Genomic DNA, 21354 nt, shown 5'->3' with positions numbered 1-21354 from the left:
CCCGATCCTGTCAGGCGACGCCCCAACCGGCCCGCACGGCAGGGCACTTTAGGCCGGACGTCCCGAATCCAGTAGAGCGCAAACCACCACAGAGAGGGCCATTCCCCGGCTCGGCCAGGCTTGGCCGAAGATCGCCGAGAATACGCCGATCTTCCCATAATCTCTGGACGATTTTTCCTGTACGTCGCCATTCCGGGGGGAAACATGGCCCGTGACCGTATACCACCGTCGCGCCACCGCCACCGCCACCGCCACCGCCACCGCGTCCACATCCGCGTCCGCGTCCTCGCGGCGTCCGTGGCGGCGCTCGCCCTCGCGACCGCCACGTCCGCGTTCGCCGGGACCCCCGCGTCCGCGGCGAGCCCGCCGAAGGGGCACGACGTCTCCTCGCACCAGAAGAACGTCGACTGGCCGGGCGCCCGGGCGAAGGGCGCCAGGTTCGTCTACATCAAGGCCACCGAGTCCACCACCTACCGCAACCCGTACTTCGACCAGCAGTACAACGGCTCGCGCGAGGCCGGAATCAGGCGGGGCGCGTACCATTTCGCCCTGCCGGACAAGTCGTCGGGCGCCCGGCAGGCCGCGTACTTCGTGAGCCACGGCGGCACCTGGACGGCGGACGGCTGGACGCTGCCGCCCGCGCTCGACGTCGAGTACAACCCGTACGACAAGAAGCACAGGTGCTACGGGCTGAGCAGTTCCCGGATGGTCGAGTGGATCAGGTCCTTCAGTGACGAGCTGAAGCGGGAGACCGGCCGGCGGCCGGTGATCTACACGACCACGAACTGGTGGAACCTCTGCACCGGCGGCAGCAGCGCCTTCGCGGCCGACCACGCGCTGTGGATCGCCCGCCACGGCTCGGCGGACGCCGGGACACTGCCGGCCGGATGGTCGTCGTGGACCTTCTGGCAGTACGACAACCACGGCAGCCTGCCGGGTGACCAGAATCTCTTCAACGGGTCGGCGGGCCGCCTGAAGGCGTTCGCCCTGGGCCGCTGACCAAGGGGCGACCGGGCCGCCGGACCGGAACCGGGGCGGCGGCCCGGTTCCGGTCGCCTGAAAGGTCGATCTCATACACCACCACGACCGCCCCAGTTCACCTTCCGTTCATCCAGGTTGCCTACGGTCCAAAAACCAATGACCTCGAAAGATTGTTTGGGTAAATGGAAAACTTCTCGCTGATCCTCGCGATTGTGGTAGTCACCGCACTCGCGTTTGATTTCACGAACGGTTTCCACGACACCGCCAACGCGATGGCCACGACCATCTCGACCGGTGCGCTCAAGCCCAAGATCGCGGTGGCCATGTCCGCCGCGCTCAACCTGGTGGGCGCCTTCCTCTCGGTGGAGGTCGCCAACACGATCTCCAAGGGTCTCGTCGACGAGAACGGCATTCGTCCCGAGGTCATCTTCGCCGCCCTCGTCGGCGCCATCCTCTGGAATCTGGTGACCTGGCTGGTGGGCCTGCCCTCCAGTTCCTCGCACGCCCTCATGGGCGGTCTGATCGGCGCCACCGTCGCCTCCGCCGGCTTCGGCGCGGTCCACGGCGACGTGCTCGTCACCAAGGTCCTGCTCCCCGCGGTCGCCGCCCCCGTGGTCGCCGGCCTCGCGGCGGCGCTCTCCACCCGCCTCTCCTACACGCTCTCGAAGAACGCCGAGGACGAGGCCACCCGCAAGGGCTACCGCGCCGGCCAGATCGCCTCCGCCGGCCTGGTCTCGCTCGCGCACGGCACCAACGACGCGCAGAAGACGATGGGCATCATCACCCTCGCGCTGATCGCGGGCGGCTCGATCGCCCCCGGCTCGAACCCTCCCACCTGGGTCATCCTCTCCGCCGGCCTCGCCATCGCGCTCGGCACCTACATCGGTGGCTGGCGGATCATCCGCACCATGGGCACGGGCCTGACCGACCTGCAGCCGCAGCAGGGCTTCGCCGCCCAGACCAGCGCGGCCACCGCCATCCTGGCCTCCTCCCACCTCGGCTTCTCGCTCTCCACCACGCACGTCGTCTCCGGTTCCGTGATGGGCGCGGGCCTCGGCCGCAAGGGCGGCGCGGTCCGCTGGTCCACCGCGACCCGCATGATGATCGCCTGGGTGCTCACCCTCCCCGCCGCCGCGGTGGTCGGCGCGCTCGCCGAGTCCGTGACGGACCTCGGCGACTGGGGCACGGCCGCCGTCGCCGTCTTCCTCGTGGCCGCCAGTGCCGCGATCTGGAAGCTCTCCCGCCGTGAGGTCGTGGACAGCAGCAACGTCGTCAGCACCGAGGAGCCGGCCGGCGTGGTGACCGCGGCGATCGCCGCGGTGACCCCGCCGCCCGCGGGTCCGGTCGCGGGCACGGACGACCTGACCGCCACCATCCCCGCTCCCGCCACCATCCCCGCCACCGCCACCATCCCCGCCACCGCCCCGGCCGCTCCCGCGACCGACCCGGCCGCCACCGTCTGACCCCGAGGAAGATCCGACATGAACATCGACTGGGCAGCCATCGGCTCCGTCTTCGGCGTCAGCCTCGTGGCCACCGTGGGTCTGGTGGCCCTCTTCACCCTCGGCATCAAGGGCCTCTCCGCCCGCGAACGCGCCACCGCCCAGGGCGACTCCGCGGCCCTGGCCGTGACGGCCGCCTGGCTCTGCTTCGCCGCCTGCGCGGCCGCGGTGGCGTACGGCATCCACCTGATCGTGGCGAAGGCCTGATACCGCAAGGCCCGCCGCAAAGAGCCTCGTCGGCGATCCGAAGGCTCCTCTCCGTCCGCCCGGAGAGGAGCCTTCCGCATACCCCACAGGCCCCGCCGGACACTCGGTGTGGGCCTTCCCACACACTCCCCTCGCAGGTCAAAGGCAAGTTGACGGGTCTTCCGGGGGCGTGGTGGACTTCCGGAGCCATGTACGGCGGCAAGGGAGGAAGCCGGTGTGAATCCGGCGCGGTCCCGCCACTGTCACCGGGGTAGCGATCCCCGGAAGCCAGGAACTCCCACCGCCGTTCTCGTCGAACCAGGGCGCGGACACCCTGAGTGAGGACATAACGCCATGCGCGGCTGCCGATCGAGGTTGAGTACCCGGCCCGTCCCCGACCCCACGGCCGGCTGAGCCGATGGGTGCCGACCGCGTCTTCGCGTACGGCGCCGCCGCCGGTCTTCTCGGTGATCTGCTGCTCGGCGATCCGCGCCGGGGGCATCCGGTCGCCGTGTTCGGACGGGCGGCCGGGGCCGTGGAACGGGTGCTGTGGCGGGACCACCGCGGGTGGGGCGCGCTGCACACCGCCGTGTGCGCCGGGGGCGCCGTGGCGCTGGGTGCCGCTGCGCAGCGGGTCGTACGCCCGTCCGCCGTCGCGTCCGTCGCGCTCACGGCCGCCGCCACCTGGGCCGTCGTCGGGGGCACTTCGCTCTCCCGTGAGGCCCGGACCATCGGGCGGGCCCTGCAGACGGGTGACGTCGAGGCGGCCCGTGCCCGGCTGCCGCATCTGTGCGGGCGGGATCCGCAGGCCCTGGACGCCGACGGGATCGCCCGTGCGGTCGTGGAGTCCGTCGCCGAGAACACCAGCGACGCGGTCGTGGGCGCGCTGGTGTGGGGAGCCGTGGGGGGCGTCCCCGGGCTGCTGGGGTTCCGGGCCGTCAACACCCTGGACGCGATGGTGGGGCACAGGTCTGCCAGGTACCGGCGGTACGGATGGGCTTCGGCGCGGCTGGACGACGTGGCGGGCTGGCCGGGGGCACGGCTCACCGCCGCGCTGGCCGCGGTGGCCGGCAGCGACGCCAAGGGAGCGGTGCGGGCCTGGCGGGCCGATGCGGCGAAGCATCCGAGTCCCAACGCGGGGCCCGTGGAGGCTTCGTTCGCGGGAGCGTTGGGGGTGCGGCTCGGGGGGACGCTGTCGTATGGCGGGCGGGTCGAGCACCGGCCGGTGCTGAACGGGGAGGGGCGGGCTGTGCAGGTCGCGGACATCGGGCGGGCGGTGCGGTTGTCACGGCGGGTGGGATGGCTGGCGTTGGGGGTGAGCGCGGCGGGTGCCCTGCTGCGCGGATCGCACTCGGGACGGGCGTCATGAACAACGGCGGTCTCCTCGTGGCCGGTACCACCTCCGATGCCGGCAAGAGCGTCGTCACCGCCGGTATCTGCCGGTGGCTGGCGCGGCAGGGCGTGAAGGTGGCGCCGTTCAAGGCGCAGAACATGTCACTCAACTCCTTCGTCACGCGCGAGGGTGCCGAGATCGGGCGGGCACAGGCCATGCAGGCGCAGGCCTGCCGGGTGGAGCCGACCGCGCTGATGAACCCGGTGCTGCTCAAGCCAGGTGGCGAGCAGAGCAGTCAGGTCGTGCTGCTCGGCAAGCCCGTCGGCGAGCTGAGCGCGCGTGGGTATCACGGCGGGCGGCAGCAGAAGCTGCTCGGGACCGTGCTCGACTGTCTCGCCGAGTTGCGGGGCACGTATGACGCGGTGATCTGTGAGGGGGCGGGCAGTCCGGCGGAGATCAACCTGCGCCGGACCGACATCGTGAACATGGGGATCGCCCGGAACGCCGGGCTGCCCGTGCTCGTGGTCGGGGACATCGACCGCGGGGGCGTCTTCGCCTCCTTCTTCGGGACCCTCGCCCTGCTCTCACCGGAGGACCAGGCCCTCGTCGCCGGGTTCCTCGTCAACAAGTTCCGCGGGGACGTCTCCCTGCTCGAGCCGGGCCTCGACATGCTGCACGGGCTCACCGGGCGGCACACCTACGGCGTCCTCCCCTTCCGGCACGGCCTCGGCATCGACGAGGAGGACGGACTGCGGGTGTCCCTGCGCGGGACCGTCCGGGAGTCGAACACGGCCCCGCCCGTGGGCGACGACGTGCTCCGGGTCGCCGTCTGTGCCATCCCCCTGATGTCCAACTTCACGGACGTGGACGCGCTGGCCGCCGAACCCGGCGTCGTGGTGCGGTTCGTGGACCGGCCGGAGGAGCTGGCCGACGCCGATCTCGTCATCGTCCCCGGCACCCGGGGGACGGTCCGCGCCCTCGAGTGGCTGCACGCACGGGGACTCGCGGACGCGCTGCGGCGCCGGGCCGCGGAGCAGCGGCCGGTGCTCGGCATCTGCGGCGGCTTCCAGATCCTCGGCGAGCACATCGAGGACGAGGTCGAGAGCCGCAGGGGGGCCGTCGACGGGCTCGGGGTGCTGCCCGTGCGCGTCCGGTTCGCCCGGGAGAAGACGCTCACCCGGCCGGCCGGACAGGCCCTCGGGGAGCGGGTCGAGGGGTACGAGATCCATCACGGGGTCGGCGAGGTGACCGGGGGCGAGCCGTTCCTGGACGGCTGCCGGGTCGGGCAGACGTGGGGCACGCACTGGCACGGCTCCCTGGAGTCGGACGGCTTCCGGCGGGCCTTCCTGCGCGAGGTGGCGGCCGCCGCGGGCCGCCGGTTCGTGCCGGCCCCCGGCACCTCGTTCGCCGCGCTGCGCGAGGAGCAGCTCGACCGGCTCGGCGACCTGATCGAACAGCACGCGGACACGGACGCGCTCTGGCGGCTCATCGAGTCGGGCGCGCCGCAAGGACTGCCTTTCATTCCACCGGGAGCGCCCGCATGAGCACTGTGTTGTTGTTGTCGACCGCCGACACCGATCTGCTGGCGGCCCGGGCCGCCTCCGGTGCCGACTACCGGATCGGCAATCCGACGCGCGTCGACGTCGCGGAGGAGCTGCCCGCGCTGGTCGCGGGCGCGGACATCGCCGTCGTACGGCTGCTCGGCGGCAAGCGCGCCTGGGAGGACGGGCTCGCCGCGCTGAAGGCCGCCGGGATCCCGACCGTGCTGCTGGGCGGCGAGGCGGTGCCGGACGCCGAGCTGATGGCCGAGTCGTCGGTGCCGGCGGGCGTGGTCGCCGAGGCGCTCAGGTACCTCGTCGAGGGCGGCCCCGCCAACCTCACCGAGCTGGCCCGGTTCCTCTCCGACACGGTGCTGCTGACCGGCGAGGGGTTCGCCGAGCCGCAGAAGATGCCCGAGTACGGCGTCCACGGCGCCCGTTCCCGGCAGAGCGGCCGGCCGACGGTCGGGGTGCTCTTCTACCGGGCCCACGAGCTGAGCGGCAACACCGGCTTCGTGGACACCCTGTGCGACGCGATCGAGGCGCACGGCGCCAACGCCCTCCCGGTGTACTGCGGTTCGCTGCGCGGGGCGGACGCCGGACTGTACGAGCTCCTCGCCGAGGCCGACGCGCTGGTCGCGACCGTGCTGGCGGCCGGCGGCGCGCACGCCTCGCAGGCCTCGGCCGGCGGCGACGAGGAGGCCTGGGACATCGGGGCGCTCGCCGACCTCGACGTGCCGGTGCTGCAGGGCCTCTGCCTGACCTCGTCGAAGAGCGCCTGGGACGAGTCCGACGCCGCCCTCTCCCCCATGGACGCGGCGATGCAGGTCGCGATCCCGGAGTTCGACGGACGCCTGATCACGGTCCCGTTCTCCTTCAAGGAGCAGGGGCCGGACGACGTCCCGGTGTACGTCGCCGACCCCGAGCGGGCCGCCCGCGTCGCCGGGATCGCCGTACGGCACGCGAAGCTGAGGCACAAGCCGAACGCCGACAAAAAGCTCGCGCTGGTCTTCACCGCCTACCCGACCAAGCACTCGCGGGTGGGCAACGCGGTCGGCCTCGACACGCCCGCCTCGGCGGTACGGGTGCTGGACGCGCTGCGGGACGCCGGATACGTGGTCGAAGGTCACCCCGACGACGGCGACGAGCTCATCCACCGGCTCATCAACGCCGGTGGCCACGACGTCGAATGGCTCACCGAGGAGCAGCTGGCCGCCGCGCCCGCACGGGTGCCGCTCGCCGACTACCGGGCGTGGTTCGAGAAGCTCGACCCGGAGCTGAGGGACGCGATGACGCGGGCGTGGGGTGAGCCGCCGGGCTCGCTGTACGTCGACGGCGAGGACATCGTGCTCGCCTCCCTGCAGTTCGGGAACGTCGTCGTGATGATCCAGCCGCCGCGCGGGTTCGGCGAGAACCCGATCGCGATCTACCACGACCCGGACATGCCGCCGTCGCACCACTACATGGCGGCGTACCGGTGGCTCGACAACTCCTTCGGCGCCGACGCGATCGTGCACATGGGCAAACACGGCACGATGGAGTGGCTGCCCGGCAAGGGCCTCGGCCTGAGCGCCGGTTGCGCGCCGGACGCCGTGCTCGGCGACCTGCCGCTGGTCTACCCGTTCATCGTCAACGACCCCGGCGAGGGCACCCAGGCCAAGCGGCGCGGGCACGCCACGGTCGTCGACCACCTGGTGCCGCCGATGGCCCGCGCCGACACCTACGGCGACCTGGCCAAACTGGAGCAGCTGCTCGACGAGTACGCGCTGGTGTCGGATCTGGACCCGACGAAGGCACCGGCCGTCCGCGCCCAGATCTGGACACTGGTGAAGGCGGCCGAGCTCCACCACGACCTGCACGTGGACGAGCAGCCGGACGACGACGACTTCGACTCGTTCGTCATGCACATCGACGGCTACCTGTGCGAGATCAAGGACGTGCAGATCCGCGACGGCCTGCACGTCCTCGGCGGCGGTCCGGTCGGTGAGCCGCGGGTGAACCTGGTGCTGGCCGTGCTGCGCGCCTCGCAGGTGTGGGGCGGGCAGGCGAACGCGCTGCCGGGGCTCAGGGCCTCGTTCGCGGCCCACTTCGGGCTCAGTGAGAAGGAGCTGCTGGCCGAGCCGGGTGCGCCGGTGAAGGTGCCGGTGGAGCTGTCGGACCTGGTCGAGGGTCCGGCGCGGACCGCGGCCGACGCGGTCGACCTGCTGGAGCAGCTGTGCCGCCGGGTCGCGGAGGGCATGGAGCAGCGGGGCTGGGCGGCGGCCGAGAGCCGCGCGCTGGTGCGGGAGGTCCTCGGCACCGAACTGGCCGACGCCGTCGCCGTGCTGGAGTTCGCGTGCACCGAGGTCGTGCCGCGGCTCGCGCGCACCACGGACGAGATCGGGCACATCCTGAAGGCCCTGGACGGCGGTTACGTCCCGGCCGGTCCGTCCGGCTCCCCCACCCGGGGGCTGGTCAACGTCCTGCCCACCGGCCGGAACTTCTACTCGGTCGACCCCAAGGCCATTCCCTCCCGGCTGAGCTGGGAGGTCGGCCAGTCGCTCGCGGACTCGCTGGTGCAGCGGTATCTGAGCGACACCGGCGCCTATCCGAAGTCCGTCGGCCTGACCGTGTGGGGCACCTCCGCGATGCGCACGCAGGGCGACGACATCGCCGAGATCCTGGCGCTGCTGGGCTGCCGTCCGGTCTGGGACGACGCGTCGAGGCGCGTCACCGGCTTCGAGGTGATCCCCCTGGCCGAGCTGGGCCGGCCCCGCATCGACGTCACGGTCCGCATCTCCGGCTTCTTCCGGGACGCGTTCCCGCACGTGGTCGGGCTGATCGACGACGCGGTGCGCACGGTCGCCGAGCTGGACGAGCCGGCCGAGTCCAACTACGTGCGGGCGCACGCCGACGAGGACACCGCCGGGCACGGCGACCGGCGGCGCGCCACCGCCCGCATCTTCGGGTCCAAGCCGGGGGCCTACGGCGCCGGGCTGCTGCCGCTGATCGACGCCCGCAACTGGCGCTCCGACGCCGACCTCGCCGAGGTGTACGCGGTGTGGGGCGGTTACGCCTACGGGCGCGGGCTGGACGGGCGGGCGGCGCGCGGGGACATGGAGACCGCGTTCAGGCGGATCGCCGTCGCCGCGAAGAACGTGGACACCCGCGAGCACGACCTCGTGGACGCCGACGACTACTTCCAGTACCACGGCGGCATGGTCGCCATGGTGCGCCATCTGACCGGCGCCAACCCCGAGGCGTACGTGGGCGATTCGGCCACCCCCGACCAGGTGCGGACCCGGACGCTCGGCGAGGAGACGCACCGCGTCTTCAGGGCCCGGGTGGTCAACCCCCGCTGGATGGCGGCCATGCGCAGGCACGGCTACAAGGGAGCCTTCGAGATGGCGGCGACCGTCGACTACCTCTTCGGCTACGACGCCACGGCGGGCGTGGTCGACGACTGGATGTACGAGAAGCTCAGCGCGGAGTACGTCTTCGACGCGGAGAACCGGGACTTCATGAAGAAGTCCAACCCGTGGGCGCTGCGCGGCATCACCGAACGGCTCCTGGAGGCCGCCGACCGGGGCCTGTGGGCCGAGCCGGACGCGGACACCCTGGAGCGGCTGCGGGCCACGTACCTGGAGCTCGAAGGCGACCTGGAAGGCAACTCGGAGGGCGACGACCAGTGAGTACCCCGTTCCCGTTCACGGCCGTCGTCGGCCAGGACGACCTGCGGCTCGCGCTGCTGCTGAACGCCGTCTCGCCGGCGGTCGGCGGCGTGCTGGTGCGCGGCGAGAAGGGCACGGCGAAGAGCACCGCCGTACGTGCCCTCTCGGCGCTGCTGCCCGCCGTGGACGTCGTCGCCGGCTGCCGTTTCTCCTGCGACCCGGCCGCCCCGGACCCGGCCTGCCCGGACGGCCCGCACAACCCGCCCGGGGCCTTCGAGTCCCGCCCGGCACGCATGGTCGAACTGCCGGTCGGCGCCTCCGAGGACCGGCTGGTCGGCGCCCTCGACATAGAACGCGCCCTCGCGGAGGGCGTGAAGGCCTTCGAGCCGGGCCTGCTCGCCGACGCGCACCGGGGCATCCTCTACGTCGACGAGGTCAACCTCCTCCACGACCACCTGGTCGACCTGCTGCTCGACGCGGCCGCCATGGGCGCGTCGTACGTGGAGCGCGAGGGCGTGTCGGTCCGGCACGCGGCGCGCTTCCTGCTCGTCGGCACGATGAACCCCGAAGAGGGCGAGCTGCGGCCGCAGTTGCTCGACCGGTTCGGCCTCACCGTCGAGGTGGCCGCCTCCCGCGAACCCGACCAGCGGGTGGAGGTCGTACGGCGGCGGCTCGCGTACGACGACGACCCGGCGGGGTTCACGGCGCGCTGGGCCGGCGAGGAGGCCGCCGTCCGGCAGCGGATCGTGGCGGCACGGAAGTTGCTGCCGTCGGTGCGGCTGGGCGACGGGGCACTGCGGCAGATCGCGGCGACCTGCGCGGCCTTCGAGGTCGACGGGATGCGCGCCGACATCGTGATGGCCCGGACCGCGACCGCGCTGGCCGCGTGGGCCGGGCGGACCGAGGTGCTGGCGGAGGACGTACGGCAGGCGGCGCTGCTCGCGCTGCCGCACCGGCGGCGCCGCAACCCCTTCGACGCCCCCGGACTCGACGAGGACAAGCTGGACCAGACGCTGGAGGAGTTCTCCGGGGAGGACGAGAACGAGAGCGACGACGATCCGGATCCGGACGGTCCCGGTGGGGGTGGCGGGCAGCCGGCGCCCGACGACGGCGGTCCGCAGGGCGGCGACACGGCTGCCCGGCCCGAGGCCGAAGCGGACGGCGAACCGCAGACCCCGGGCGGCACGTCGGGCGAGCAGGCCCCGGTGCGGGCCGCCGAGCCCTTTCGCACCAAGGTGCTGAGCGTGCCGGGGATCGGCGAGGGTGCCGCCGGGCGGCGCTCCCGGGCGCGGACCGAGCACGGCCGTACGACGGGCGCGCGACGGCCGCGGGGTGCCCTGACCAAGCTGCACCTGGCGGCGACCGTGCAGGCGGCCGCCCCGCACCAGCGGGCGCGCGGGCGGTCGGGACCGGGGCTCGTGATCCGGCGGGACGACCTGCGGCAGGCGGCTCGCGAGGGCCGCGAGGGGAACCTCGTGCTGTTCGTGGTCGACGCGTCCGGGTCGATGGCGGCCCGGCAGCGGATGAGCGCGGTGAAGGGCGCCGTGCTGTCGCTGCTCCTCGACGCCTACCAGCGGCGGGACAAGGTGGGGTTGGTGACCTTCCGGGGCGCGGCGGCCGAGGTGGCGCTGCCGCCGACCTCGTCCGTGGACGCGGCGGCGGCCCGGCTGGAGTCGCTGCCGACCGGCGGTCGGACGCCGCTCGCCGCCGGGCTGCTCAGGGCGCACGACGTGCTGCGGGTGGAGCGCTTGCGGGATCCGGCGCGGCGGGCGCTGGTGGTCGTGGTGACGGACGGCCGTGCCACCGGTGGCCCCGAGCCGGTCGCCCTCGCCGGACGGGCGGCACGGCTCTTCGCCGCCGACGGGGTCGCCTCCGTGGTCGTGGACTGCGAGTCCGGGCCGGTACGGCTGGGGCTCGCCGGGCAGTTGGCGGGTGAGCTGGGCGCTGCCGCGGTGACGCTCGACGAGCTGCGGGCGGACTCGATCGCCGGGCTGGTGAAGGACGTTCAGGGTCGTTCGAGGAGGGCCGCGTAATGCCGCAGGGACAGCCGAGTGTCGTGCCCGACGACGGGCTGACGACCCGCCAGCGCCGTAACCGGCCGCTGGTGGTCGTGCACACCGGGATCGGGAAGGGCAAGTCCACCGCCGCGTTCGGGCTCGCGCTGCGGGCCTGGAACCAGGGGTGGCCCATCGGGGTGTTCCAGTTCGTCAAGTCGGCGAAGTGGAAGGTCGGCGAGGAGAACGCGCTGCGGGTGCTTGGCGCCAGTGGCGAGGGCGGGACCGTCGACTGGCACAAGATGGGCGAGGGCTGGTCCTGGGTGCAGCGCGACGCCCAGATGGACAACGAGGAGAAGGCCCGGGAGGGCTGGGAGCAGGTCAAGCGGGACCTGGCCGCCGAGACGTACCGGCTGTACATCCTCGACGAGTTCGCGTACCCGATGCACTGGGGATGGGTCGACACCGACGAGGTCGTCGACGTGCTGCGCAACCGGCCCGGGACCCAGCATGTCGTCGTCACCGGGCGGAACGCGCCGGAGAAGCTGGTCGAGTACGCGGATCTGGTGACCGACATGTCCAAGGTCAAGCACCCGATGGACGCGGGGCAGAAGGGGCAGAGGGGCATCGAGTGGTGATGTCCTCGTCCGTGCCCCGGCTGGTCGTCGCCGCGCCGGCGTCCGGCAGCGGCAAGACCACCGTCGCCACCGGGCTGATGGCCGCGTTCGCCGCCCGCGGGCTCGCCGTGTCCCCGCACAAGGTGGGGCCCGACTACATCGACCCCGGGTACCACGCGCTCGCGACCGGTCGGGTGGGGCGGAACCTCGACGCGTACCTGTGCGGGCCTGAGCTGGTCGGCCCGCTGTTCGCGCACGGCGCGCGGGGCTGTGACCTGGCCGTCGTCGAGGGTGTGATGGGGCTGTACGACGGGGCCGCGGGGGAAGGGGAGCTGGCGTCCACCGCCCATGTCGCCAAGCTGCTGCGGGCGCCGGTGGTGCTGGTCGTGGACGCGTCGGCGCAGTCGCGGTCGGTGGCGGCGCTGGTGCACGGGTTCGCGTCGTGGGATCCGGAGGTGCGGGTCGGGGGTGTGATCCTGAACAAGGTGGGGTCGGACCGGCACGAGGAGTTGCTGCGGGAGGCGCTGGATTCGGCGGGGGTGCCGGTGTTCGGGGTGTTGCGGCGGGCTCCGCAGGTGGCTGTGCCCTCGCGGCACCTCGGGTTGGTTCCTGTCGCCGAACGGCGGTCGGCTGCGGTCGAGGCCGTTGCCCTGATGGCCGCGCAGGTCTCCGACGGTTGTGACCTGGATGGGTTGCTGGGGCTTGCGCGGGGGGCCGGGGCGCTGCCAGGTGCGGCTTGGGACCCGGCCGAGGCGCTGGTTTCCTCGCCCCCGCGGCCCCTGCCCGTCCCATCACCAGGGGCTGCCGCCCCTGCGACCCCGGCTTCGGGGGCTGCCGCCCCCGGCCCCCCGCTTCGGCCTGAACGGCCTCGTCCTCAAACGCCGGACGGGCTGGAGGGGGTACCGGACGGCTTGGAGGGGGTGCAGGGCCGCCTTCGTCCGCAGGTGGTCGAGAGGCCGCTTGTCGCGGTTGCCGGTGGGGCTGCCTTCACGTTCTCCTATGCCGAGCACGCCGAGTTGCTCGCCGCCGCAGGGGCCGAGGTCGTCGTGTTCGATCCGCTGCGGGACGAGCGGCTGCCGGACGGGACGCGTGGGCTGGTCATCGGGGGCGGGTTTCCCGAGGTGTACGGCGGTGAGCTGGCGGCCAACGAGTTGCTGCGGAAGGACGTCGCCGCCCTCGCGGAGCGCGGTGCTCCGGTGGCCGCCGAGTGTGCGGGGCTGCTGTATCTGGGCCGGGAGCTGGACGGGCTGCCGATGTGCGGGGTGCTCGACGTGACCGCGCGGATGTCGGACCGGCTCACGCTCGGGTACCGGGACGCCGTTGCCGTGAGTGACAGTGTGCTGGCCGCCGCCGGGACGCGGATGCGCGGGCACGAGTTCCACCGGACCGTGGTGGAGCCGGGGGCCGGGGCGGCTCCCGCGTGGGGGGTGCGTGCGCCCCGGCCGCGGGTCGAGGGTTTCGTACAGCGGGGTGTGCACGCGAGTTATCTGCACACGCACTGGGCGTCCGAGCCCGGTGTGGCCCGAAGGTTCGTGGAGAGGTGCCGGACGTCATGAGCAGCAGCAGGTTGATCGGAGTCGGCGTGGGGCCCGGTGACCCGGAGCTGGTGACCGTCAAGGGCGTCAACGCCCTGCGCGCGGCCGACGTCGTCGTGGTGCCGGTCATGGACACCGGTGAGCGGGGGCGGGCCGAGGCCACCGTGCTGCACTACGTCGGCGCGGAGAAGGTCGTACGGGTCGTCTTCGCGCTGAACGAGCGCAGTGACCGGGGGCGGCGGGAGGCCGCCTGGGACGCGGCGGGGGCCGGGGTGGCCGGGTTGCTGCGGGAGCACGGGGTGGTCGCCTTCGCCACCATCGGGGACCCGAACGTGTACTCCACCTTCACCTACCTCGCGCAGACCATCTCCGAACTGGTGCCGGACGTGGTGGTGGAGACCGTGCCCGGGATCACCGCCATGCAGGATCTCGCCGCCCGGTCGGGGGCCGTGCTCACCGAGGGGACCGAGCCGCTCACGCTGGTGCCGGTGACGGCGGGCGCCGAGGTGCTCAAGGAGGCGCTGAGCGGGGCGGGGACGGTCGTCGCGTACAAGTTCGGGCGGCAGGCCGGGGAGGTCGTGGCGGCGTTGCGGGAGACCGGGCGGCTGGACGATGCCGTGTGGGGGTCGGCGCTGGGGCTCGCGGAGGAGTCCGTCCGGCCCGCCGCGGAGCTCGACGGCTCCCCGCTGCCGTACCTCTCCACGCTCATCGCGCCGCCGCGCCGGGACGGTGGCAGAGGCGGCAAGCTGTGAGCGGTCGGGCGTCAGCTGGAGATGCCCACCACCAGCCAGATGAAGGCCGCGCCGGCGACCGTGCACAGCAGCGTCGAGCGGGCCGGGTGCTCGTGGTGGGCCTCGGGGAGGATCTCGGCGGCGGCCAGGTAGAGCAGGACGCCGCCGAAGAGGCCGAGATAGCCGCCGAGCAGGGCCTCCGGGATGGTGAAGAAGATCGTGGAGAGGGCGCCGAGGACCGGTGCGCAGGCGTCGGCGACCAGCATCGCTATCGCCCGGCGGCGCGCGTTGCCGTACAGGCTCGTGATCGTGAAGGTGTTGAAGCCGTCCGCGAAGTCGTGCGCGATGACCGCGAGCGCCACCGCCGCGCCCATGCCGCCGCCCACCTGGAAGGCCGCGCCGATCGCCACGCCGTCCATCGCGCTGTGGCCGACCATCGCGCCGGCCGCCGTCAGGCCCACCTCGGGCGCCCGGTGGCCGTGCTCGTCGGCGCCGTGCGCGGCCTGGCGCAGGGCCAGGGTGCGTTCCACCAGATGGGCCAGCAGGAAGCCCGCCACGAACAGGAGCAGGGCGGCCGGCACCCCGAAGACCGCGCGGCCGGCGGCGCGCAGCGCCTCCGGCAGCAGGTCGAGGCCGACCACCCCGAGCATCAGACCGCCGGCCAGTCCGAGGACCAGGTGACGACGGTCGGTCACACGCTGTGCCGTCCAGCCGCCGGCCAGCGTCATCAGGAACGCGCCGAGCGCGACGAAGACCGCCATGTGCCCTTGCTATCCGATCGACCCGCCTCAGCGCACATCCAGCACCACCGGTAACACCCTTTGTCCAGAGAGGACCGAATTTCCATGGCCGATGCCGCCGCCTCCGGCGCTGTCCCCGCCGGCAAGGTGACCTTCGTCGGCGCCGGCCCCGGCGCCGCCGATCTGCTGACGTTCCGGGCCGCGCGCGCGATCGCCGAGGCCGACGTCGTGATCTGGGCCGCGAGCCTGGTCCAGGCGGAGGTCCTGCAGCACGCGCGCGAGGACGCGGAGGTCCTCGACTCCGCGACGATGTCGCTGGAGGACGTGGTCGCCGTGTACGAGAGGGCTCATGCCCACGGGCTGCGGGTCGCCCGGATCCACTCCGGGGACCCGGCGCTCTGGGGCGGTACCCAGGAGCAGGTAGACCGGTGTGCCGCGATCGGCATCGAGGTCGAGATCGTGCCCGGCGTCTCCTCCTTCTCCGCGGTGGCCGCGCTGGCCCAGCGCGAGCTGACGATTCCCGAGGTGGCGCAGTCCGTCGTGCTCACCCGGCTGGGCGGTGGCAAGACGCCGATGCCGCCCGGGGAGGAGGTGCGGGAGTTCGCCCGGCACGGGACGACGATGGCGGTCTTCCTCTCCGCCGCGCGCAGCGGGCAGCTGGTGCGCGAGCTGCTGGAGGGCGGCTACCCGACGTCCACCCCGGTCGTCGTCGCCTACCAGGCGACCTGGCCGGAGGAGCTGGTCGTGCGGTGCACCATCGAGACGCTGGAGGAGACGGTCAAGGAGCACAAGCTCTGGAAGCACACCCTCTTCCTGGTCGGCCCGGCCCTGGCCGCGCACGGCACCCGCTCGCACCTCTACCACCCCGGCCACTTCCACGGCTTCCGCAAGGCCGACCCCGAGGCCCGGCGGGAGCTGCGCGAGCGGGGGGCCAGTACATGATCACGGTCGTCGGTACCGGGACGGGCGCCCCGCTGCCGCCCGGCGTGCTGGCCGGCGCCCGGCTGGTCGTCGGCGGGCGGCGGCACCTGGCGGCCGCGCCGGTTCCGGAGGATGCCGAGCGGGTGGTGCTGGGTCCGCTGGCACCGGCCCTCGACGTCGTCGCACGGCATCTGGACAAGGGGCACCGGGTGGTCGTGCTGGCCTCCGGCGACCCCGGGTTCTTCGGGATCGTGCGGGCGCTGGCCGAGCGGTTCGGGGCGGCGGTGCTGGACGTGCGCCCCGGTGTGTCCTCCGTGGCCGCCGCCTTCGCGCGTCTCGGGCTGCCCTGGGACGACGCGGTGGTCGTCAGCGCGCACGGGCGGGAACTGCGCACGGCCGTCCATGCCTGCCGGGCGCATCCCAAGGTCGCCGTGCTGACCGGGCCGGGTGCCGGGCCCGCCGAGCTGGGGGCCGCGGTGCCCCCGGACCGGCTGCTCGTCGTGGCGAGCGGCCTCGGTGATCCGGCACGGGAGCGGGTGGAGCGGGTCACCCCGGCCGAGGCGGCCGCGCGTGACTGGGGTACGGCCGTGAGTGTCGTCCTCTGCCTCGACGAGGCACGGGCGCTGAGCGCGGTGCGGACGGTGGCGGGCGGCCGGGTGCAGCCCGCCGGGTGGGCCCTGGCCGAGGACGAGTTCGCGCACCGCGACTCCATGATCACCAAGTTCGAGGTACGGGCGCTGGCGCTGGCCCGGCTCGGGCCCCGCCTCGGCGACCTGGTCTGGGACGTCGGCGCGGGCTCCGGGTCGGTGGCTGTGGAGTGCGCGCGGCTCGGCGCCGCCGTCGTCGCGGTGGAGAAGGCTGCGGACGGGGTGGAGCGGATCACCGCCAATGCGCGGGCGCACGGGGTGTACGTGGATGTGGTGTGTGACATGGCACCGGACGCCCTCGCCGGACTCCCCGACCCCGATGCCGTGTTCGTCGGCGGGGGCGGGGCCGAACTGCCCGCGATCGTCGCCGCCTGCGCCGCGCGGGCCCGGCGGACGGTGGTGGTCGCGATGGCCGCCCTGGACCGGGTGCCGGCGGCGCGTGCGGCGCTGGCCGGCGCCGGGTTCTTCTGCGACGGGGTGCTGCTCCAGTCCTCCCGTCTCGCGCCGCTGCCGGGTGACGTGACCCGGCTGGCGGCGACCAATCCCGTGTTCCTGCTGTGGGGGACGCGAATCCCCGTTTCCGAAGAAGGAGTTGCCCAGTGATCGGCCTCATTTCCGCCACCGCGGCGGGGGCGGCGGCGCGCGACCGGCTGGCCGCGGCGTGGCCGGACCGCACGCGGGTGTACGACGGTCCCGTCAAGGACGCCGTCCGGTCCGCGTTCGCGGAGTGCGAGCAGCTGGTGTGTTTCCTGGCCACGGGTGCGGTGGTCCGGCTGATCGCCCCGCTGCTGGGCGGGAAGGCGACCGACCCGGGTGTGGTGTGCGTCGACGAGGGCGGCCGGTTCGCCGTGTCGCTGGTCGGCGGGCATGGCGGTGGCGCGAACGAACTCGCGCGCGAGGTGGGTGAGTTGCTGGCCGCGCAGCCGGTGGTGACCACCGCGACCGACTCGGTCGGGCTGCCCGGCCTCGACACCCTCGGCTTCCCCGTCGAGGGCTCCGTGGCGACCGTGTCGCGGGCCCTGCTGGACGGCGAACCGGTGGCCCTGCGAGCCGAGTTGGCGTGGCCGCTGCCGCCGCTGCCGCTGGCCGGGGAGGGCGCCTTCGCCGTCCGGCTGACCGACCGCGCGGTCGAACCCGCCGCCGACGAGGTGCTGTTGCGGCCGCCGTCCCTGGTCGTCGGCGTCGGCGCCTCCAAGGGCGCCCCGGCCGACGAGGTGCTCGGCCTCGTCGGGACGGCGTTGCGGGACGCGGGGCTGTCACCCCGCAGCATCGCCGAACTCGCCACCGTCGACGCGAAGTCCGGGGAACCCGCTCTCGTCGAGGCGGCCGCGCGGCTCGGGGTCCCGCTGGTGACGTACTCCGCCGAGGAACTGGCCGCGGTGCAGGTCCCCCACCCCTCGGACGCCCCCCTCGCCGCCGTCGGCACCCCCTCGGTCGCCGAGGCGGCGGCCCTCGCACGGGGCGGCGAACTCCTCGTCCCCAAGCGGAAGTCGCAGCGGGAGGACGGCCGGCCCGCCATGGCGACCTGTGCCGTCGTACGGCGTCCGGCGCGCGGGCGGCTCGCGGTCGTCGGGCTCGGCCCCGGTGCCCGGGACCTGCTCACCCCGCGCGCCAGGGCCGAACTCCGGCGCGCCGCCGTGCTCGTCGGCCTCGACCAGTACGTCGACCAGATCCGCGACCTGCTGCGGCCCGGCACCCGGATCCTGGAGTCGGGGCTCGGCGCCGAGGAGGAGCGGGCGCGTACCGCGGTCGCCGAGGCGCGGGCCGGGCATGCCGTCGCGCTGATCGGCAGCGGGGACGCGGGCGTGTACGCGATGGCCTCCCCCGCGCTCGCCGAGGCCTCCGACGACATCGACGTGATCGGCGTACCCGGGGTCACGGCAGCGCTCGCGGCCGGGGCCGTCCTGGGCGCGCCGCTCGGCCACGACCACGTCTCGATCAGCCTCTCCGACCTGCACACGCCGTGGGAGGTCATCGAGCGCCGGGTGCGCGCGGCGGCCGAGGCGGACATCGTCGTGACGTTCTACAACCCGCGTTCCCGGGGCCGCGACTGGCAGCTGCCCAAGGCGCTCGCGATCCTCGCCGGGCACCGGGAGCCCACGACGCCCGTCGGGGTCGTCCGCAACGCCTCGCGCCCCGACGAGTCGAGCCGGCTGACCACCCTGGCCGCGCTGGACCCGGCGTGGGTCGACATGATGACCGTCGTGACCGTGGGCAACACGGCGACCAGGAACGTCGCCGGGCGCATGGTCACCCCGCGCGGCTACCGCTGGCAGGAGAGCGCCCAGGAGGAGGGCAAGTGAACCGGGTCGTCCATCCCATCGAGCAGGAGTCCTACCGGCGGCTGCGCGCCCGCCTGGACACCTCGCACCTCCCGCCGCTGACCCGGGCCGTGGTGGAGCGGGTCGTCCACTCCGCCGCCGACCTGGAGTACGCGACCGACCTGGTGACCGACGAGGCCGACCTGGTGAAGGCGCATGCCGCGCTGCACGCCGGGGCGCCGGTCGTCGTGGACGTCGAGATGGTCGCCGCCGGGATCACCCGCCGGGAGACGGTCTGCCGGCTGCGCGACGCCGGGGCCGGTCCCGGGCTGACCCGTTCGGCACACGCGATCCGGCTCGCCTACGAACAGGTCGGGCCCGGCGCGCTCTGGGTGATCGGCAACGCGCCGACCGCGCTGGAGGAGCTGCTCACGCTGGACGCTGCCCCCGCGCTCGTCATCGGCCTGCCCGTCGGTTTCGTCGGCGCCGTCGAGTCCAAGGCCGCGTTGCGCGAGAGCGGGCTGCCCGCCGTCAGCAACGTGTCCGAGAAGGGCGGTTCGGCGGTCGCCGCCGCCGCGCTCAACGCCCTGCTGTACCACCCCACTTCCGAGGAGACCCTGTGACCACCCCGCCCGCCCTGCTCATCGCCGGCCACGGCACCCGGGACGAAGCCGGGGCCGAGGCGTTCCGCGACTTCGTGCGGGAGCTCGGGCGCCGCCACCCGGAACTGCCCGTCGCGGGCGGCTTCATCGAGCTGTCCCCGCCGCCGCTCGGCGACGCCGTGGCCGACCTGGTGGAGCAGGGCGTACGGCGGTTCGCCGCGGTGCCGCTGATGCTGGTCTCCGCCGGACACGCCAAGGGCGACATCCCGGCCGCGCTGGCCAGGGAGAAGGAGCGTCACCCGGGGATCTCGTACACCTACGGCCGTCCGCTGGGCCCCCACCCCTCGCTGCTGTCGGTCCTCGAACGGCGCCTGGACGAGGCGCTGGGCGGTTCCTCGCGGACCGCACAGGACCGCGCCGACGTGACCGTGCTGCTGGTGGGCCGGGGTTCGACGGACCCCGACGCCAACGCCGAGGTGCACAAGGCGGCCCGGCTGCTGTGGGAGGGCCGCGGGTACGCCGGGGTGGAGACGGCGTTCGTGTCGCTGGCGGCGCCGGACGTGCCGAGCGGCCTCGACCGGTGTCTGAAACTGGGGGCGCGCCGGATCGTCGTCCTGCCGTACTTTCTCTTCACCGGGATCCTGCCGGACCGGGTGCAGCAGCAGACCGAGGGCTGGGCGGCCGCGCACCCGGAGATCGAGGTGCGTTCGGCGGACGTCATCGGGCCCGAGCCGGAACTGCTGGACCTGGTGATGGAGCGGTACCGGGAGGCGGTCGAGGGTGATCTGCGGATGAACTGCGACTCGTGCGTGTACCGGATCGCGCTGCCCGGCTTCGAGGACAAGGTCGGGCTGCCGCAGCAGCCGCACTTCCACCCGGACGACGACGGCCACGACCACGGACACGGACACGGACACCCTCACCATGGCGGGCACGCGCATGCACACTGAGGACGCCTCCGGCGGATCCGGCGGCGCCGGAGGCGACAGAGGCTCCGGCGGCGGGCACGATCTGCGGCACCACGGCGACGCCGAGGTCCGGGACGGCGGCCCGGCCCTCGTCGACCTCGCGGTCAACGTGCGGACCGGCACTCCGCCGGTCTGGCTGCGGGAGCGGATAGCGGACTCGCTCGTCGGGCTCGCCGCCTACCCGGACGGGCGGGCGGCGCGGGCGGCGGTCGCGGCGCGGCACGGGCTGCCGGTGGAGCGGGTGCTGCTGACGGCGGGCGCCGCGGAGGCGTTCGTGCTGCTGGCGCGGGCGCTGAAGGTGCGCCGGCCGGTGGTGGTGCACCCGCAGTTCACCGAGCCGGAGGCGGCGCTGCGGGACGCCGGGCACACCGTGGCACGGGTGCTGCTGCGGGAGGCGGACGGGTTCCGGCTGGATCCGGCGGCCGTCCCGGAGGACGCCGACCTGGTGGTGATCGGCAATCCGACGAACCCGACGTCGGTGCTGCATCCGGCCGGGGCGATCGCCCGGCTCGCGCGTCCGGGGCGGACGCTGGTGGTCGACGAGGCGTTCATGGACGCGGTGCCGGGCGAGCGGGAGGCGCTGGCCGGGCGGACCGACGTGCCGGGTCTGGTGGTGCTGCGGAGCCTGACGAAGACGTGGGGGCTGGCCGGGCTGCGGATCGGGTACGTGCTGGCCGCGCCGGAGGTCGTCGCCGAGCTGGAGCGGGCGCAGCCGTTGTGGCCGGTGTCCACGCCGGCGCTGGCCGCGGCCGAGGCGTGTGTGGCGCCGCGCGCGCTGGCGGAGGCGGCGCATGCGGCGCACCGGGTCGCCGCGGACCGGGCGCATCTGGTGGCGGGTCTCGAGGAGTTCACGCCGGAGGGGGTGCGGGTGGCGGGGCCCGCGGAGGGGCCGTTCGTGCTCGTCCGGATGGCGGGGGCGGCGGCCGTGCGGCGGCAGCTTCGGGTGCTGGGGTACGCCGTGCGGCGGGGGGACACGTTTCCCGGGCTCGACGAGGAGTGGGTGCGGATCGCGGTGCGGGACCGGGTGACGGTGAACCGGTTCCTGCAGGCGCTGGATCAGGCGTTGACGTTGATACGGGTGTGAGGGGGGAACTGCGCGCCGTGGACGACTGCGGGTGCGTCCTGGCCGGTCGCGCAGTTCCCCGCGC

Annotated in this window: 17 protein-coding genes and 1 riboswitch; of the genes, 16 read left to right on the top strand and 1 reads right to left on the bottom strand. The window is 73.8% G+C overall.

Annotated features, from left to right (window positions below; genetic code table 11):
- Positions 1-204: 204 nt before the first annotated feature.
- The 10 genes from ACZ63F_RS12595 to cobI all read left to right on the top strand — a co-directional run bounded on the left by ACZ63F_RS12595 (position 205) and on the right by cobI (position 14088).
- The gene (locus ACZ63F_RS12595; RefSeq protein WP_469710396.1) at positions 205-999 is read left to right on the top strand and encodes a lysozyme; all 795 of its coding nucleotides are present in this window, start codon (positions 205-207) and stop codon (positions 997-999) included.
- A 164-nt stretch (positions 1000-1163) separates the two neighbouring features.
- Positions 1164-2444, top strand: a complete 1281-nt coding sequence (locus ACZ63F_RS12590; RefSeq protein WP_469710395.1) for an inorganic phosphate transporter — start codon at positions 1164-1166, stop codon at positions 2442-2444.
- An 18-nt stretch (positions 2445-2462) separates the two neighbouring features.
- Positions 2463-2690: a hypothetical protein gene (locus ACZ63F_RS12585; protein WP_351958489.1), complete on the top strand. Its 228-nt coding sequence runs from the start codon at positions 2463-2465 to the stop codon at positions 2688-2690.
- Between the two features lie 156 nt (positions 2691-2846).
- Positions 2847-2986: riboswitch (cobalamin riboswitch) on the top strand.
- Between the two features lie 101 nt (positions 2987-3087).
- Positions 3088-4038, top strand: coding sequence for a cobalamin biosynthesis protein (locus ACZ63F_RS12580; protein WP_469710392.1), 951 nt, complete (start codon positions 3088-3090; stop codon positions 4036-4038).
- Positions 4035-5546 carry a cobyric acid synthase gene (locus tag ACZ63F_RS12575; RefSeq protein WP_469710391.1) on the top strand — a complete coding sequence of 504 codons (1512 nt, stop codon included), beginning with the start codon at positions 4035-4037 and terminating at the stop codon, positions 5544-5546. The genes ACZ63F_RS12580 and ACZ63F_RS12575 overlap by 4 nt, the downstream gene beginning before the upstream one ends.
- The gene (gene cobN, locus ACZ63F_RS12570) at positions 5543-9211 is read left to right on the top strand and encodes a cobaltochelatase subunit CobN (RefSeq protein ID WP_469710389.1); all 3669 of its coding nucleotides are present in this window, start codon (positions 5543-5545) and stop codon (positions 9209-9211) included. Before ACZ63F_RS12575 ends, cobN begins: the two co-directional genes overlap by 4 nt.
- Positions 9208-11223, top strand: a complete 2016-nt coding sequence (locus ACZ63F_RS12565; protein ID WP_469710387.1) for a putative cobaltochelatase — start codon at positions 9208-9210, stop codon at positions 11221-11223. Before cobN ends, ACZ63F_RS12565 begins: the two co-directional genes overlap by 4 nt.
- Complete coding sequence (gene cobO, locus ACZ63F_RS12560) at positions 11223-11822, top strand: cob(I)yrinic acid a,c-diamide adenosyltransferase (RefSeq protein ID WP_469710385.1); 600 nt, start codon at positions 11223-11225, stop codon at positions 11820-11822. The genes ACZ63F_RS12565 and cobO overlap by 1 nt, the downstream gene beginning before the upstream one ends.
- Entirely contained in the window at positions 11822-13357 is a 1536-nt protein-coding gene (locus ACZ63F_RS12555; RefSeq protein ID WP_469710384.1) for a cobyrinate a,c-diamide synthase, read from the top strand. Before cobO ends, ACZ63F_RS12555 begins: the two co-directional genes overlap by 1 nt.
- On the top strand, positions 13342-14088 hold the full coding sequence (gene cobI, locus ACZ63F_RS12550) for a precorrin-2 C(20)-methyltransferase (RefSeq protein ID WP_469710382.1): 747 nt from the start codon (positions 13342-13344) through the stop codon (positions 14086-14088). Before ACZ63F_RS12555 ends, cobI begins: the two co-directional genes overlap by 16 nt.
- A gap of 11 nt (positions 14089-14099) precedes the next feature.
- Here cobI and ACZ63F_RS12545 read toward each other — a convergent pair whose 3' ends face one another.
- Entirely contained in the window at positions 14100-14828 is a 729-nt protein-coding gene (locus ACZ63F_RS12545) for a ZIP family metal transporter (protein ID WP_469710380.1), read from the bottom strand.
- An 84-nt stretch (positions 14829-14912) separates the two neighbouring features.
- On the opposite strand from ACZ63F_RS12545, the gene cobM reads away from it, so the two are divergent.
- The 6 genes from cobM to cobC are packed head-to-tail and all read left to right on the top strand — an operon-like array spanning position 14913 to position 21290.
- Positions 14913-15749: a precorrin-4 C(11)-methyltransferase gene (gene cobM / locus ACZ63F_RS12540; protein ID WP_390639394.1), complete on the top strand. Its 837-nt coding sequence runs from the start codon at positions 14913-14915 to the stop codon at positions 15747-15749.
- Positions 15746-16978: a precorrin-6y C5,15-methyltransferase (decarboxylating) subunit CbiE gene (gene cbiE / locus ACZ63F_RS12535; protein ID WP_469710379.1), complete on the top strand. Its 1233-nt coding sequence runs from the start codon at positions 15746-15748 to the stop codon at positions 16976-16978. Before cobM ends, cbiE begins: the two co-directional genes overlap by 4 nt.
- Positions 16975-18678, top strand: coding sequence for a precorrin-3B C(17)-methyltransferase (gene cobJ, locus ACZ63F_RS12530; RefSeq protein WP_469710378.1), 1704 nt, complete (start codon positions 16975-16977; stop codon positions 18676-18678). Before cbiE ends, cobJ begins: the two co-directional genes overlap by 4 nt.
- The gene (locus ACZ63F_RS12525; protein WP_469710377.1) at positions 18675-19259 is read left to right on the top strand and encodes a precorrin-8X methylmutase; all 585 of its coding nucleotides are present in this window, start codon (positions 18675-18677) and stop codon (positions 19257-19259) included. The genes cobJ and ACZ63F_RS12525 overlap by 4 nt, the downstream gene beginning before the upstream one ends.
- Entirely contained in the window at positions 19256-20188 is a 933-nt protein-coding gene (locus tag ACZ63F_RS12520) for a sirohydrochlorin chelatase (protein WP_469710376.1), read from the top strand. Before ACZ63F_RS12525 ends, ACZ63F_RS12520 begins: the two co-directional genes overlap by 4 nt.
- Positions 20178-21290: an Rv2231c family pyridoxal phosphate-dependent protein CobC gene (gene cobC, locus ACZ63F_RS12515; protein ID WP_469710375.1), complete on the top strand. Its 1113-nt coding sequence runs from the start codon at positions 20178-20180 to the stop codon at positions 21288-21290. The genes ACZ63F_RS12520 and cobC overlap by 11 nt, the downstream gene beginning before the upstream one ends.
- Positions 21291-21354 lie beyond the last annotated feature (64 nt).

Source organism: Streptomyces sp. NPDC104761, from assembly GCF_055583445.1.
The sequence above is the reverse complement of the archived record's forward strand: the minus strand, read 5'-3'. Positions and strand labels throughout refer to the sequence as shown.